This window comes from Domibacillus sp. A3M-37, assembly GCF_024213455.1.
GTDB classification, from domain to species: Bacteria; Bacillota; Bacilli; order Bacillales; family Domibacillaceae; genus Domibacillus; species Domibacillus tundrae.
Genome location: NZ_JANAVL010000015.1, coordinates 58999 through 72699, shown reverse-complemented (window position 1 = coordinate 72699; position 13701 = coordinate 58999). Strand labels below are relative to the sequence as shown.

18 protein-coding genes and 1 pseudogene are annotated in these 13701 nt (G+C 39.1%); 11 read left to right on the top strand and 8 right to left on the bottom strand.

Annotated elements, in window-relative coordinates; translation table 11 throughout:
• The coding region (locus tag NLX67_RS17915; protein ID WP_254312813.1) for a hypothetical protein at positions 1 to 241 on the top strand (241 nt) is incomplete at its 5' end.
• A 234-nt stretch (positions 242 to 475) separates the two neighbouring features.
• Here NLX67_RS17915 and NLX67_RS17910 read toward each other — a convergent pair.
• From NLX67_RS17910 to NLX67_RS17895, 4 genes are all read right to left on the bottom strand, one after another.
• Complete coding sequence (locus NLX67_RS17910) at positions 476 to 673, bottom strand: M78 family metallopeptidase domain-containing protein (RefSeq protein WP_254312812.1); 198 nt, start codon at positions 671 to 673, stop codon at positions 476 to 478.
• A gap of 128 nt (positions 674 to 801) precedes the next feature.
• On the bottom strand, positions 802 to 924 hold the full coding sequence (locus NLX67_RS17905) for a hypothetical protein (RefSeq protein WP_254312811.1): 123 nt from the start codon (positions 922 to 924) through the stop codon (positions 802 to 804).
• Complete coding sequence (locus NLX67_RS17900) at positions 875 to 1333, bottom strand: sensor histidine kinase (RefSeq protein ID WP_254312810.1); 459 nt, start codon at positions 1331 to 1333, stop codon at positions 875 to 877. Before NLX67_RS17900 ends, NLX67_RS17905 begins: the two co-directional genes overlap by 50 nt.
• Positions 1334 to 1412: 79 nt before the next feature.
• On the bottom strand, positions 1413 to 1763 hold the full coding sequence (locus tag NLX67_RS17895; protein WP_254312809.1) for a hypothetical protein: 351 nt from the start codon (positions 1761 to 1763) through the stop codon (positions 1413 to 1415).
• Between the two features lie 769 nt (positions 1764 to 2532).
• Here NLX67_RS17895 and tnpB point away from each other — a divergent pair.
• The 3 genes from tnpB to NLX67_RS17880 all read left to right on the top strand — a co-directional run bounded on the left by tnpB (position 2533) and on the right by NLX67_RS17880 (position 5746).
• Positions 2533 to 3663, top strand: a complete 1131-nt coding sequence (gene tnpB, locus NLX67_RS17890; RefSeq protein WP_254312808.1) for an IS200/IS605 family element RNA-guided endonuclease TnpB — start codon at positions 2533 to 2535, stop codon at positions 3661 to 3663.
• A gap of 232 nt (positions 3664 to 3895) precedes the next feature.
• Entirely contained in the window at positions 3896 to 4678 is a 783-nt protein-coding gene (locus NLX67_RS17885) for a TerC family protein (RefSeq protein ID WP_046179293.1), read from the top strand.
• 450 nt (positions 4679 to 5128) lie between these two features.
• Positions 5129 to 5746 carry a class I SAM-dependent methyltransferase gene (locus NLX67_RS17880; protein WP_254312807.1) on the top strand — a complete coding sequence of 206 codons (618 nt, stop codon included), beginning with the start codon at positions 5129 to 5131 and terminating at the stop codon, positions 5744 to 5746.
• Positions 5747 to 6102: 356 nt separating this feature from the next.
• Here the strand turns inward: NLX67_RS17880 and NLX67_RS17875 are convergent, their stop codons facing one another.
• On the bottom strand, positions 6103 to 6390 hold the full coding sequence (locus NLX67_RS17875) for a DUF5316 domain-containing protein (RefSeq protein WP_254312806.1): 288 nt from the start codon (positions 6388 to 6390) through the stop codon (positions 6103 to 6105).
• 374 nt (positions 6391 to 6764) lie between these two features.
• On the opposite strand from NLX67_RS17875, the gene NLX67_RS17870 reads away from it, so the two are divergent.
• Genes NLX67_RS17870 through NLX67_RS17855 form a run of 4 tightly spaced genes read left to right on the top strand, consistent with a single transcriptional unit; the run spans position 6765 to position 7536 of the window.
• On the top strand, positions 6765 to 6908 hold the full coding sequence (locus NLX67_RS17870; protein WP_245618055.1) for a hypothetical protein: 144 nt from the start codon (positions 6765 to 6767) through the stop codon (positions 6906 to 6908).
• Positions 6909 to 6954: 46 nt separating this feature from the next.
• A complete protein-coding gene (locus tag NLX67_RS17865) occupies positions 6955 to 7161 on the top strand; it encodes a hypothetical protein (protein ID WP_254312805.1) in 207 nt (68 codons plus the stop codon).
• Positions 7148 to 7300, top strand: a complete 153-nt coding sequence (locus NLX67_RS17860) for a hypothetical protein (protein ID WP_254312804.1) — start codon at positions 7148 to 7150, stop codon at positions 7298 to 7300. The genes NLX67_RS17865 and NLX67_RS17860 overlap by 14 nt, the downstream gene beginning before the upstream one ends.
• Positions 7301 to 7314: 14 nt before the next feature.
• The gene (locus tag NLX67_RS17855; protein ID WP_254312803.1) at positions 7315 to 7536 is read left to right on the top strand and encodes a hypothetical protein; all 222 of its coding nucleotides are present in this window, start codon (positions 7315 to 7317) and stop codon (positions 7534 to 7536) included.
• A gap of 916 nt (positions 7537 to 8452) precedes the next feature.
• Here the strand turns inward: NLX67_RS17855 and NLX67_RS17850 are convergent.
• A complete protein-coding gene (locus tag NLX67_RS17850) occupies positions 8453 to 9262 on the bottom strand; it encodes an MOSC domain-containing protein (RefSeq protein WP_254312802.1) in 810 nt (269 codons plus the stop codon).
• 199 nt (positions 9263 to 9461) lie between these two features.
• Between NLX67_RS17850 and NLX67_RS23290 the strand changes: the two are divergent.
• The 3 genes and pseudogenes from NLX67_RS23290 to NLX67_RS17835 all read left to right on the top strand — a co-directional run.
• Positions 9462 to 9605 (top strand): annotated as a pseudogene (locus NLX67_RS23290) (GTP pyrophosphokinase family protein); the annotation flags it as partial.
• Between the two features lie 212 nt (positions 9606 to 9817).
• Positions 9818 to 11263 carry a DEAD/DEAH box helicase gene (locus NLX67_RS17840; RefSeq protein WP_254312801.1) on the top strand — a complete coding sequence of 482 codons (1446 nt, stop codon included), beginning with the start codon at positions 9818 to 9820 and terminating at the stop codon, positions 11261 to 11263.
• Positions 11264 to 11513: 250 nt separating this feature from the next.
• Entirely contained in the window at positions 11514 to 11702 is a 189-nt protein-coding gene (locus NLX67_RS17835; RefSeq protein ID WP_254312800.1) for a hypothetical protein, read from the top strand.
• Between the two features lie 338 nt (positions 11703 to 12040).
• Here NLX67_RS17835 and NLX67_RS17830 read toward each other — a convergent pair whose 3' ends face one another.
• Both NLX67_RS17830 and NLX67_RS17825 read right to left on the bottom strand, forming a co-directional pair.
• Positions 12041 to 12424 (bottom strand): helix-turn-helix domain-containing protein, encoded by a 384-nt coding sequence (locus tag NLX67_RS17830; RefSeq protein WP_046179304.1) that lies wholly within the window; start codon positions 12422 to 12424, stop codon positions 12041 to 12043.
• A 132-nt stretch (positions 12425 to 12556) separates the two neighbouring features.
• Positions 12557 to 13555 (bottom strand): metallophosphoesterase, encoded by a 999-nt coding sequence (locus NLX67_RS17825; protein ID WP_254312799.1) that lies wholly within the window; start codon positions 13553 to 13555, stop codon positions 12557 to 12559.
• Between the last annotated feature and the right edge of the window lie 146 nt (positions 13556 to 13701).

Genomic DNA, 13701 nt, shown 5'->3' with positions numbered 1-13701 from the left:
ATTCTTCGCTGTATTTCACCATAGAAAAAACACCCCTAAAGTTAGATTTTTAACTCTAACTTTAGGGGTGCAGCACCAATTGGACTTCTCTTTCTTTCACAACCCTTTTATCGTAGCCCTTTCAACAAGGATTGGTTTTCAGCTTTCGCAGCGTAACGGCTTTATTGAGAGCGTTATACATCGTACCATATACGATTTCAATCGTTTTCTTGCTATATTGAGCTGCATGAAGACTATTTAAGAATCGTTGATATAGGAGCGGAGTTGAATCCTTTAATGCTATGTTTTAAAGAATGGATTGATATGGTTCCGTATATTTGATTCATGTATATCATGCGTATTGCGGCGGATCGTATCCTTCTTATGTTCATGCTCTAAAGAACGCTACTTTATTCGATCTCTTTTCCACTTATGGATTACTTAATACTCAACCTTATTACTATTGCTGGAACAATGTAAGCAGGGAAGAGGGACACTAGTTTCCGTAATAAACCATAGAACATTGAAGCAGCCATTGTTCAAGCCATTCTCCTGCAAAATCCGGTTCAACACCAATTGTCTGGGCAATGATGCTGATGGCTGATTTCTTGTTATCGGTTAAGTCGAGTTTTTCGAGCGAAAAAGTCGGGATACAAAAGTGCAGAGCAAAGCTTTTGGCCTGCCACTCCTGCATCTTTAATAATTGTCAGAGAAAGAAAAAACCAGTCCTAAAAAAGGACTGGTTTGAGAAAAATTATTTTTTTAATTTGCTGGCACCCCTTTTCAGAAGAAGGAAGAGATCAACACCGCTATATAGTTTCTTCAATTGGCTGTGTCTAATCCTTCTACTGTTGGAAGCAGGACAGTAAAGCTTGTGCCTTTTCCTGGAGTGCTGTCAACATATATCTGGCCACCCATAGCTTTCACAACACTGTAGACAACCATCGTGCCAAGTCCAGTTCCTATATCTTTTGTTGTGAAGAAAGGCACTGCCCAAACGCTCAAGTTGTTCTTCATTCATGCCAATCCCTGTGTCTGCTATAGTAATTACGGCATTGCTTTTAAAGCGTTTTAGCTCGACTTTTAATTTTCCATCTTGAGGCATAGCTTCAATACCATTTTTCACGATATTTATAAGGCACTGATGAAGTTTTTCCTTTTCACCGGCACTATAAATGGTTTCTTCTAAACTCATTTCAATTTTCACATTATTTATAGCGGCATAAGGTTCAATAAAATTTTTGATACTTGTTAATTCCTTAGGAAGGTCCAATATCTTTACGTTTTCTACTGAGGGTTTTGCAAAGGTAAGATAATCCGTGATCGTAGACTTCGCTTTATCAAGCCCCTCCAAGGCTGTTTCAATTTACTTGTATTTTTGAAGACGGGAATAATAACACTCAATCTGTGCAATTTTCGATTTTATTTGTATTCTAACAAACAAAATCGAAAACGTCGTCTTCAGCTAAAACATTCTCCTCAATCAAAATCTCCCCAACTTCTTTATTGCCACGACAGGTGACGCACGAATTGTAATCAAGTGAGTGGACGGTAAGATAAACGGCTTTCTCAATATCAGATTGTTGTTTTGTATACTCTTCATAACTTCCATTTTGATGAAAGAAATCAGGTGTTGCATTCGCTATGTTAACGCTGTCATACCATTGGACGTAAGGCTTTCCTTTTGCCGTGCCGACCCGTATTACGGTATAGATGGATTCTTCCGTCCATTTCGCAAAATGATTGCCTGCTTGGTACCAGCCATTTCGTTTTTTGACAATCATATCTATCGTCCTCTCTCTGTTAAACTCTTATACTTAAATGTATGTTACAATTCTCATTTTAATCATACATTGTTAAAAAAATGCAAAAGACTGTCGTTTTTCATGGCCTTTTACCTCGCTAAAGCTTGCAGAACAACAAAATCGAGCAGCTAAGATGTTATAAACTTTTTTCTTCTTTTTGTTTCCGGGAGAATTATTTCTTTCTCCCGCCGTTTTTCCCTTCTTAGATTAACATGTGCCTTTATTTTAACAAGAAAATCAACAACGCTCTTTAACAGAGAAGGGTATTTTCAGGGTAGCCGATTTTTTTGTTCTTTTCAGTGAAACATAAATTATTGAAGAGTGCAGTGAAAAGAAGAATCCGGTGTAATGCAGGGCCGGCAAAGGATTGAGGAGTTTGCTGTCTGCAACACACCATGTTTTATGGTATAGTCAAAAAGATCACGAGGAAATAAGATGACCATAACAATGTACTAGTGTACTGGCGCCTTGGGATAAATAGGAACTGTTACAGTTGCAATTGTTTTTGTTTTTGTTGAAATTATAATAAATAGAGTAGAGAGGAGAAAATGTCTAAGAATAAAGCCGTATTCTATCAAATTTTACCGGAAGAGTACCCCCACTTCAATCATGTGAAGGGCAAAGCCCGATGATAAGTGGCGGGGTGAATGTCGGTTTGTGAAGCAACAGCCTTTGTTTTTTATTCCAAATTCGATAAAATAATCCTTATAAATAGTGATAATAAAAAGATGGATGGAGGTGTTTGGCGTTGCAGGTCAATAAAGCGTATCGATTTCGATTATATCCGTCCAAAGAACAAGAAATATTGATTGCCAAAACAATAGGCTCCAGCCGTTTTGTATTTAATCGCTTTTTATCCTTGTGGAACGAAACGTATAAAACAACTGGAAGAGGGCTTTCTTTTAATGTCTGTTCTTCGCATCTTACTCAGCTGAAAAAAGAATTGGAGTGGCTGAAAGAAGTAGATTCGCATGCGTTGCAGTCCTCTTTAAAGAATCTTGTGGATTCGTTTGATCGTTATTTCAGGAAACAAAATGAGGCACCCCGGTTTAAAAACAAACGGAACAACGTGCAATCATACACGACCAACATTGAAAAGAAGAACCAAAATCCTGAAGTCAGCATTGCCGGGAACCGGTTGAAACTGCCGAAATTGGGCTGGGTTCGATTTGCGAATAGCCGTGAAGTGAAGGGCCGTATTTTAAATGCAACGGTGCGAAAAACGTCATCCGGCAAGTATTTTGTCTCCTTTCTTGTAGAAACGGAAGTGAAAGACCTGCCAAAAACAGATTCCACTATTGGCATTGATGTTGGCTTAAAAGATTTTGCTATTCTGTCGAATAGAAAAGTGTACAAGAATCCAACGTTTTTTCGCAGATTAGAAGAAAAACTGGCAAAAGCACAACGTATTCTTTCCCGGCGGCAGTGTCTAGCCACTCAGCAGAAAAGACCGTTGGCAGAGGCAAAAAATGTGCAGAAACAGCGTGTCAAGGTGGCTCGTCTTCATGAACAGATTGCGAATGCACGGACGGACTATCTGCAGAAAATCACCACCGAAATCATCAAAAACCACGATGTGATCGGAATTGAGGATCTGAACGTATCAAGCATGCTGAAGAACCAAAAATTAGCGAAAGCCATCAGTGAAGTTTCCTGGTCTGAGTTCCGCACGATGCTGGAATACAAAGCGAAATGGTATGGCAGGCAGGTCATTGCGGTTGATCCCCGCCACACGTCCCAAAAGTGTCATTCATGCGGGCACACAGCGAAAGAAAACCGTCAAACACAGGCGGCTTTTATTTGTGTCTCCTGCGGCCATTCTGAAAATGCAGACATCAATGCTTCTCGGAATATTCATGAGTTAGCCATCTCGCATTAAGACCACTTGCTTGACTGCAGGAGACTTGCTGCAAAGTCATTTGTACTGCCAACCGTCGGAATTGACGGGTGTAGCCTAATGAATTAGGAGCCAATAGGTTTCTGTACTTAGGAATCCCCCACGTTCAACGAACGTAGTGAGTAACTGGGGGTAATTCAAGGGTTATGAGGGTAATACTATTGTTAGCGAAACTTTTACATCATATTTTAAGTTTTAGAAAGGAAAGATGAGGATGGAGTCAATCTGGCTGGAGTATGCATGGGCATTGTTAATTTTAATCGGGTTAGAAGGGTTGTTATCGGCTGATAATGCCCTTGTGCTGGCAGTTATAGCCAAGCATTTACCCGAAGATCAGAAGAAAAAAGCTATAAATTACGGAATCATTATGGCCTTCTTTTTCCGATTTGCTGCACTTTTTGCAATTTCTTTTATCGCAAACGTCTGGCAGGTACAGGCGATAGGAGCAGCTTATCTTCTTTACTTAGGCTTAAAGCATGTCATTCAGGCCCGGTTCGGGAAAGAAAATGAGAATATTCGTGAGGAGGTTGAAGAGGAAGCAGAGGTAGCCGCAGGGAAAGGTTTCTGGCCCACAGTAGGGAAGATTGGTTTAGCCGATCTTGCTTTTGCAATTGATTCGATTTTAGCTGCGGTTGCTATTGCCCTTGGTCTTCCGGATTCACCGCTCGGTAATTTCGGCGGCATGGATGGAGGAAAGTTTATTGTAGTTGTTCTTGGAGGGATTGCTGGCCTTATCTTGATTAAGTATGCCGCAACATGGTTTGTGCAACTTCTTGATCAACGTCCAGCATTGGAAACAACGGCCTATGCAATTGTTGCCTGGGTCGGTGTCAAACTTGCTGTAATTACTCTTGCCCACGAGGACATTGGTGTCTTAGATCATCATTTCCCACACAGCACCGTTTGGACTCTGATCTTCTATGGAGTATTAGTTGGTATTGCTCTACTCGGCTGGTTTGCACCGGCCAATAAGTCATTAGAGAAAGAGAAATTATAAAAGGTAAATATACGAATAATTCTACTTAAACTAACGGATGCTTGAGTTGAAGAAGCTGGCTATAAGAAGAACTCAGAAATGGGTTCTTTTTCTTTTGCTGAAATAGCAACATTTTTTTACATAAGTTTGATATATTGTTTTTAAGGGGGGAATGCTGCTTGAATAAGAAATCTACTCCAAAGATAAGTATCTTATTTTTCATAATAGCTTTAATTTGGACGATTGCCGCTTATAGAAGCTATGGTGATACCTTTTTTTGGCTGTTTATTGTCGTGGCGATATTTAATATTTACGAAGGCATAAGACGTATAAAGAAACAAAGAATGAACATATAGTGTATTGTGTCTCCAATAAACATCTATCTTTTTTTATCAGGTGTAGAGGAGGCCTATTTTTTAAAGACTAAATTTTCAGTTTTAAAAAATTCAAATAGTTAGGAGATTTTGTTTTATGACGATATTGGATAGGTGGCTAGGAAAACAATTAAGTAAGCCAAGAGGAATTTTTTCTACCTTGATAGGTGCTTATATGGCAATAGGCAATCATAAAGAAAATCTAGGGACAATCAAACAGATGAACATACAAGAGAATGATTATCTTCTTGAAATTGGAATTGGAAATGGAACAATGATTAATCATATTGCGAAAAATAATAAACCGAAAAAAATATGTGGAATTGATATTTCTTCCTCTATGGTAAGGGAAGCAAAAAAAATGAATCGTTCTCTTGGCCGTAATAATATCGTTGATATAAGGAAAGGAAGTGTGGGGAAAATCCCTTATCAAGACTCGTCCTTTTCCAAAGTTTTTACCGTTCACACGATTTATTTTTGGCCAGATGTTCAGAAAGGAATTAACGAAATTAACAGGGTTCTCTCTCCAAATGGTACCATTTTTATTACTTTTACGCTGAGAGAACAACTGAAGAAAATGAAAAGAACCAGCGATTTTAAAGCTGTTGATCCTGTTGAAATTGAGCAATTATTGGTGAATAATGGCTTTGGAGACGTCCGCATAAATTCACAAAATTCTGTTTGTTATATTTCCGCTCAAAAACTGCCCGTTTAAATTAAATCTATAGTTAGGATAGGTGTTTCAATTTTACTTGTCATACTAGCACTAGGAAATTTATAACAACTTTAACATACATAGAAAAGACGATCCTGTGATAAATAGAGGACCGGCTTTTGCATCCTTTTTTCCTTCAAGCATGAAAAAAGCCGTATCTGTCATTACACTGGTACGGCTTTTTAATAAATTTTATGCTTAAATCCTTATGGATAGAGATTGTTAAGCTTTCGATTAGCTTAATAGAAAGAATGGATCCTTCTGAAAGATTAATCACATTTACGGAGATAATAGATCAAAATATCCCTTTGAACTTTAAGGCATTGCTATTTGACTCTCTAGATTATCGGAAATATTTACATCAAGAAATAAACAAGTATTGCAGTAAGAGCATTAGGTAATCCAATTAATAGCAGCCTATTAGTTAAGATGAATCTTTCCTTTCTGTCCTCTTTTATTTCAGAAAGTACATTTCCCCCAAACCTGTCTCCGTCTATAAATGCCCCGGAAATCGAAGCACTCATTACCAATGATGCTATAGCCACCCCTCCTGTAATTTTATAGAGGAGAGTCAAATCGTCCGAGAAAACTGAAATAAGAAGAGTTGTTACAACAATACCAATTCCCACAAAAAAAGCCTTCATATCTTCTCCTCCTTTTCATAAATAAAACATCTCAATCAAAAAATAACATTGAAGAGTGAGCCATCAAAAGTATGAATGCTCGATTTGCAAAGACACGGAAGTGATTCTTGGTAAAGACGAAAAAGGGTATGACGTTGCCACTTTTTGCGAATGCAAGGAGCGGAAAGCCTGGAAGTGCCGTTTTAAGCAGTCGATGACCTCAGACGAGTTCCAGAAAGCGAATTTTGAAAACTATGTCACAAACACGAGATATCAATTTGAAATGAAAAAGATGGCGCTTGATTACGTAAATTTATTCTGCATCATTACCGGAGGCAGACGTCCTAATCTGGGATGACATCGGTAAAACGAGCTGGACCGAAGCACGCGAAACGATGTACTGCCAGATTATCAATGAGCGGTATCGAAAACAGATGCCGATTGTTTTTAACAGTAATGAGGATCGCGGCACATTTACTGACAAGGTCGGTTACGCAGCTGCCAGCCGGCTGATCGGGCAGTGCAGTGATGAAAAATAAAAGTTTCTGATGGACGCGGAAGGTCAGGACTGAAGGCTGAGAAAACATGGGTAACGAAAACACAATCATTTTTACAAAGCAGCAGCATCCGCCAAGTGACGTATCAGGATCGGGCATGTATATGTTCCAGCCAGGACGGAAACCACTAAGTAAAAAAGAACAGCAGGCAAAAGACGCGGCTTTTAAAAAGCGTCTGGAAGAAGTACGAGAGCGGCTCAGAGCGGAAGGGAAGTCAGGCGGTGATGCGGCGTGAACCGTTCCTAAGTATATCAGCTGCTGAGAAGCTTACCGGAGAGATTCTTGGAGTGATGGAACTAATTCAAGCATGCGGCAAAACGGACGCCGTACAGCTTATGGCCGGGCGCCGTCTATTCGAAACGTATTTAAATTAGAGGAGGAAAACAGCGTGACACCGATTCAAGGATATGAAAATCTAACCGATGCTGAACGCAGTCTGTTCATTCAAGCGCATCAAAAGCACTTATCATCGTTAAAAAACAGTGAGCGTGACCATTATGGGCTTGGAAATATTGTTGAAGTAAAGGCAAATCCACAACAAGCCGCTATTGATGTTCGATTTCTTAACGGGGAACAGCGGCAATTTACAGCAAAAGGAGTATGGCATTGATAAATTGTACGGTTGCTTAAAAACACAGTCCAAGTGACACTATATTGTGATTTACTCACTGGAACATCGGAAAATAGAGTTAGTGCTCTTACCGTAGCAAATTTTCCGTCTGCTCTGTAATAAACTAGCGCATTGCTAAAGTCAGGTATCACCCCATACTTGACCACTTCTATATATGATCAGCAGAACTAAACTTGAAGCTCTGATTGGTGAAAATGTACAAGAAATATGGGTTGTCTGGGAACAAGATGAAGATGAATAGTTTAATGATTGTCCCGTGATTATCTGTTTTGAAGATTGCCAATTAGAATTATGTGCATATAAAACAGATGAATACGCTGTTACGTTTGATAAAATCCTTGTTTCCCAAGACCTTTCTTGGTATAGAACAGATTTAAAACTTAATTGGGAAAAGAACAAGTTAGAAGAACTCAATTTCGCTATTGGTAAAAGGGTGATTGGAATTGAAATTATTGAAAGATGTAAAAAAACGCAACGGATTATTATTATTTAGCGGGTATTGGGCTTCACTTGAACGATGGCTATTTCGCCATATGTTATGAAGGTTTTAAGAGGAATTTAAAAGAAAGCCATTGTTTTTCAAGGCTTTATTCTTTTGATGGAAATAATTGTTCAAAGAAAATCAATGATAAACACCTCTTTATGGATAATTATGACACAAAGGGCGAAACGACCCAATTTGGTCAGTGGAAAGATAAGGGTTTTAGTTAATAGTTCGTTTAATATGTAGAGGAAGAAGAAAAGGGCTAACCGTGCCTTCCTTCTCCCTGCTGTCATCTTATTCGGCCGATAGGCTTTTAATGCAAAAAACAGCCAGAGCAAGTGCCTGGCCGAGAAATGGTTGAGACTATTTCATGATATGAAATTTGAAAAACTATGATTTTATACGATACTTTTAATGAATGTGAATGGAATCTCCTATTCGAATTTCGCCGTTCTTTACAACGGATGCGTAAACACCGAAACTGCCGGCATTGTTTTTGACAATCGACTTTAACACATTTGGGTCCTTTGGAAGGTCTCCTTGCGCAAGAGTCGTCATCACACAACGCTGTGTCGGCTGCAAAATCTTTAATTGGACGCGGCCGCCAATTGTCAGCACTTTTCCCACCCACTCATTTTCGATAAACCCTTCTGCATCCGGCACATGAATAATGATATTTGGCCTGAAACGTCTTGGTTCAATTCTGCTCTCAGGAATGTGTTTTCTAAGGGTATCAATGGTGGAAGTCGTGATAATGTGAACCATGGCAATATCGAAAAACGTTTCTTGAGGAGAATTGCGCGTAAAAATCGTTCCCGGGTTTTCCAGTTCTTTCATATCCTCTGGTATATAGCCTTCAAACTGGATATCATGTGATGACGGATTGGCCAGTTGAACCGTTCGACCAAAGCTTTCCGTAAGTTTTTCGTCTTGCTCTTCATCTGTACTTAACATTGTCTGGCCGTCTGGAAATGTTATGCGCACTGGCGGGATTGGCTTAGTCAATTCGGGCGGCTCCGTAAAAGCGGCCCGGTATTGAAACATGTCCGGCCATTTAAGTGGGTTTTTCGCGTTTGCCAGTTTGCCTGATGATAGGTCGATTACGCCAAAGGCTCTGTCTCCCAGCAGCCCTTTTTCCGTTAGATCGCATGCATTTATTTCTTCACCCATCATTGATTTGACCGGATATCTCCACAATGAAGCAATTGTTGCAGAAGTCATCTCTATCACTCTCCTACTTTTTGTTGTCGTTATATCCTATTAAATCACAAAGTATGGCCACATACATACTATCAATCCTTAAAAATGAAAACGCTTTCAAATCTTCGGTCAGCCTTTCATCTTTTTTCACTTTCATTGTTTGAAGTAAACCTGTAAACCCACTAAAATTCTATTATGAAAAAGAACGATGGAGGGCGAAATGAATTCATTAAATCCAGGTTTAGAAGAGTGGAAGCGGGAAATGCTTGTTCACAAATTTGCGGTAGAGGAGGTGAATACAAAGCTGTAAATTTTAAACGAAGAATTTCAGCGCATTCATCAATACAATCCGATCGAACACATTGATTATAAATGGAGATGAAAGCAGGACAAATTCCTTGGGAAGATGGCTTGTGAGCCGGCAGGTTTTTACGTTTACATACTATTTTGGGTATCTTAACTGTATGTATGCCTGGCATTTTAAGTATAATGAAACTAGTCAGATTTTGCATATAATATTTCTTTTTAAGGAATTTTATAAATAAGTCGGATAATATAAAAAAAGAGGTTAAATACATGAGTGAAAGAAGCTTTGATGATTATAATTTAGGCGATGAAATAAAAAGGGCTCTTACTGTGTTAAAGTACGAAACGCCTACAGAGGTTCAAAGCGAGGTCATACCAAGAGCATTGGAAAATCAGGATCTTGTAGTGAAATCTCAAACGGGAAGTGGCAAGACGGCATCCTTTGGTATCCCTGTTTGCGAAAAAATTGAATGGGAGGAAAAAAAGCCCCAGGCATTAATTCTTACGCCAACGCGGGAGCTGGCCGTTCAAATTCGAGAGGATTTAACAAATATCGGGAGATTCAAACGAATTAAAGCCATGGCGGTTTACGGCAAAGAACCTTTTGCAAAACAAAAAGAAGAATTGAAACAAAAAACCCATATCGTCGTCGGTACACCTGGGCGTGTGATGGACCATATTGAAAGAGAAACATTAATTTTAGACGAAATAAACTACCTGATTATAGATGAAGCTGATGAAATGCTGAACATGGGTTTTGTCGACGAAGTAGAAGCGATCATAAAAAAACTTCCTTCAACTAGAGTTACGATGGTATTTTCCGCTACATTGCCTCAAGATGTTGAAAATCTCTGCCATAAATATATGAAAAATCCGATTAATATTCAGATTGCTTCTGCAGGGATCACTACGAGTGCGACTAAACATCGTGTAATGGAAGTGAAAGAAGAAGAAAAGATTTCATTGCTTAAAGACGTTACAGTTGTTGAAAACCCAGATAGCTGTATGATCTTTTGCAGAACGAAAGAACATGTAAATAGAGTGTTTGCTGAACTGGAAGAATCCGGCTATTCTTGCGAAAAACTTCATGGGGGACTCGAACAAGAAGATCGGTTTGCAGTGATGGATGGCTTCAAAACGGGGAATTTCCGTTACCTTGTGGCGACCGATGTAGCTGCGAGGGGAATCGATGTTGATAATGTGACACTTGTAATCAACTATGACGTTCCGATGGAAAAAGAGAGCTATGTCCACCGAACAGGCAGAACGGGGCGTGCTGGCAATAAAGGAAAAGCGATTACGTTTGCGACTCCTTATGAGAGCAAATTCCTTAAAGCAATTGAAAAATACATTGGCTTTGAAATACCTACAAGGGAAGCACCGACGCAACAGGAAGTAGCTAGAGGAAAAAACGCTTTCGAGGAAAAAGTGAGTGGCCGCCGGGTTGTGAAAAACAATAAAACGGCACGAATAAACAAGGATATCATGAAACTCCATTTCAACGGCGGAAAAAAGAAGAAGCTTCGAGCTGTAGATTTTGTTGGAACGATTGCGAAAATTCCTGGAGTAACAGCAGATGATATTGGTATTATTACCATCCAGGATCAGTTGTCATATGTTGATATTCTTAATGGTAAAGGGTCATTAGTCTTAGAGGCTATGGAAAAAACAACAATCAAAGGAAAGAAGCTTAAAGTTAGCAAGGCAATTAAGTGATTATATTCTCACCAAGGACGATTATGCCAATCATAATCGTCTTTTATTATTGTCTAATTTATATTTGAGGAGATCGATGCCATATATTTTTTTCTAAACAGAATTGAATGACCAAATCGTTCTACAGGGGGAGTCTGTCTTTACGATTGTACAAGGCATTATATAGAATTCAACTTTACTGGAATAACCGAGTATGACTCTCCAATATTATGGGGAAAATAAAAACAAGTCAGGGAAGGGAGGTAAGGAAATGGAAGTAAGTATGAGCATTGAAGAAGTTATGAATCAAATTTCTGAACTAAAGCAAAGAGACGGAGAACAGCTTCGGAAAAAACAAATAAAAAAGTCACATCCAGAGCTAATGAAAAATGCATTGTATCATTTTCCAAATTGGGAGGCTGCGATAGAAACGACAGGAGAGTATAGCAGTGGTTCTTAATTATTAAACCTACATAGGTTTATGGTGACAAGTTTATACGCATGAGATTCCTTCATACAGGCAGCGAAATTTTTGTGGATTTTGCAGGTATGGACTTTGTATGGATTTCGTATTTAGGCAAAAAACCTTTCGTTATTTTGTAGTGAGCAGCTATGGAAACCGAAAAGTCCATGTGGCGAGTTGTTGAGGCCATATGGACTTTTATTATGGAGGAAACTCGAATTTTTCAGGTTGCGTTATACCTACTATTGTACAGCAGGGGAAAGGTTTTGATTAAGCAAACTAATGGAAAAGCGCTCATATTTAAGGCGTTTGCTGATTTCCTCAATAGAAATTTTTTAAATTGATCGAATCGCTTTATAAAGCTTTTTTTGAAGGGAATTATTGCTTAGTAAAACCGCAATGGGGTCAGAATTATATTTCAGTTTACGATCGTTAACCAAAAATTCAATTGCATTCTCTCTCATATTTTTTGCTGCTTTTTCGTAAAAAGCAGGGTCTGAATGATCTATCGGGATATCTTTTTCGCTTGGCGCTCCCACAGGATCCATATAACCGGCCAATCTCATTAACTCGAAATAATCCACTTCCAAAGCATTGAACATCTTTCTGATGATCTCCGGGGAAGGGGGCTTATCTTTTCTACCATTTTCTAATTGTGAGAGGCAGCTTTGAGAAACGCCTACAAGAGCAGCAAGTTTATACGTACTCAAGCCTTTCATGATTCGCTATTCTGCATAACAGAGCTAGAAAATAAAATACTTTGAAATTGTTAGGGTAAACAAGCCAAAGAGGCTCACGGATTTCCGCTTGCCTCTTTGGTTTGTTTTAGTTCTAGAAAACGATGCTATTTATTAATGTTCGTCATTTTCATTTTGCTCTTGATCGTGTTCGTGGATAGTATTCACCTTGATTGTGCGGTCCGGCTCCCGGCCAAAACCATCAATTTCTAAACGATCCTTGAATGCTTTGATTACAGAGTAGGCATTGGTATCGGGTGTATCCAGCATGCCTCGGAAATTCACATATTTGATTCCGTTTTTCTCACTGTAATTGCCTGCATGATTATGCCCGTTGAAGTAAGCCGCTACATTGCCCGCAGACTCCAGTTCCCGCATGATTTCAGCGTCATTCCATGCATTGTGCTCATTGGCTGGGTATACCGGGTGATGCCCAATCACCACGACTTTTTCATTCTTTTTAACCGATTTTTTCAGAACGTTATGTAACCATATCATTTGTTCGGAGCCTGCTCCACCATTCCAGGTCTGAGCATTTTCCGCTCCCGACGCCTTTAGTTGATTATACATCTTTTCGGCTTGTTGATATTTCGCGGAACCTGGTTCATTTGCATACAGGCTCAGGTCATTGGTGTCTAACACGACAAAACGCCAGCCTTTTTCAGTAAAGTCATAATATTGATTCTTCATACCCAAAATGTCAACCACTTGGTCTGTTGGTACTGCGAAATCATGGTTGCCGAGCACATTATATTTGCGACCTTCAATTTTGTTGAAATAAGGAAGAATGGTATGAAAACTGTCCAAGTTCCGGTCGATCATATCGCCCATCTGTACGGTGAACTTAAGATCATGCCGATTGAGTTCAGCAGTTGCTTCCTGCAGTTTGCTTATCGAATTCCGGTAATAGCGTACACCCGCTGTATCACAATCACAGTATTGGATATCGGTAATAAGCCCGAATTCAAAGGAAGGCTTTTTGTCTGTACGTTCGTTCTCGTTCCTTTCTGCAGATACAGATGTTGATGCAAATAGAGATAATCCTAATGCGACAGAAGCACTCGTATACATGAATTTTTGTGCCATGACTGGTTTTCTTAGTTTGATTAACATTGATGATGCCCCTCTCATTTTTCAACTAACTTTTTCATCATAATGTATTAAAGTGAAGAAATTGATAGATTTACTCAATCTTTAGGAATTTTTAAAATCTTAATATTAGATTTACAAGGCCTGCAACTGGGATATCGGCTTTTTTC

What these genes read in the sequence shown, in the direction of transcription:
- NLX67_RS17910 (WP_254312812.1), bottom strand. Translation starts at nt 673, where the DNA reads ATGCAGGAGTGGCAGGCCAAAAGCTTTGCTCTGCACTTTTGTATCCCG.
- NLX67_RS17905 (WP_254312811.1), bottom strand. Translation starts at nt 924, where the DNA reads ATGGTTGTCTACAGTGTTGTGAAAGCTATGGGTGGCCAGATATATGTT.
- NLX67_RS17895 (WP_254312809.1), bottom strand. Translation starts at nt 1,763, where the DNA reads ATGATTGTCAAAAAACGAAATGGCTGGTACCAAGCAGGCAATCATTTT.
- NLX67_RS17885 (WP_046179293.1), top strand. Translation starts at nt 3,896, where the DNA reads ATGGAGTCAATCTGGCTGGAGTATGCATGGGCATTGTTAATTTTAATC.
- NLX67_RS17880 (WP_254312807.1), top strand. Translation starts at nt 5,129, where the DNA reads ATGACGATATTGGATAGGTGGCTAGGAAAACAATTAAGTAAGCCAAGA.
- NLX67_RS17875 (WP_254312806.1), bottom strand. Translation starts at nt 6,390, where the DNA reads ATGAAGGCTTTTTTTGTGGGAATTGGTATTGTTGTAACAACTCTTCTT.
- NLX67_RS17870 (WP_245618055.1), top strand. Translation starts at nt 6,765, where the DNA reads ATGTACTGCCAGATTATCAATGAGCGGTATCGAAAACAGATGCCGATT.
- NLX67_RS17865 (WP_254312805.1), top strand. Translation starts at nt 6,955, where the DNA reads ATGGGTAACGAAAACACAATCATTTTTACAAAGCAGCAGCATCCGCCA.
- NLX67_RS17850 (WP_254312802.1), bottom strand. Translation starts at nt 9,262, where the DNA reads ATGACTTCTGCAACAATTGCTTCATTGTGGAGATATCCGGTCAAATCA.
- NLX67_RS17840 (WP_254312801.1), top strand. Translation starts at nt 9,818, where the DNA reads ATGAGTGAAAGAAGCTTTGATGATTATAATTTAGGCGATGAAATAAAA.
- NLX67_RS17835 (WP_254312800.1), top strand. Translation starts at nt 11,514, where the DNA reads ATGGAAGTAAGTATGAGCATTGAAGAAGTTATGAATCAAATTTCTGAA.
- NLX67_RS17830 (WP_046179304.1), bottom strand. Translation starts at nt 12,424, where the DNA reads ATGAAAGGCTTGAGTACGTATAAACTTGCTGCTCTTGTAGGCGTTTCT.
- NLX67_RS17825 (WP_254312799.1), bottom strand. Translation starts at nt 13,555, where the DNA reads ATGTTAATCAAACTAAGAAAACCAGTCATGGCACAAAAATTCATGTAT.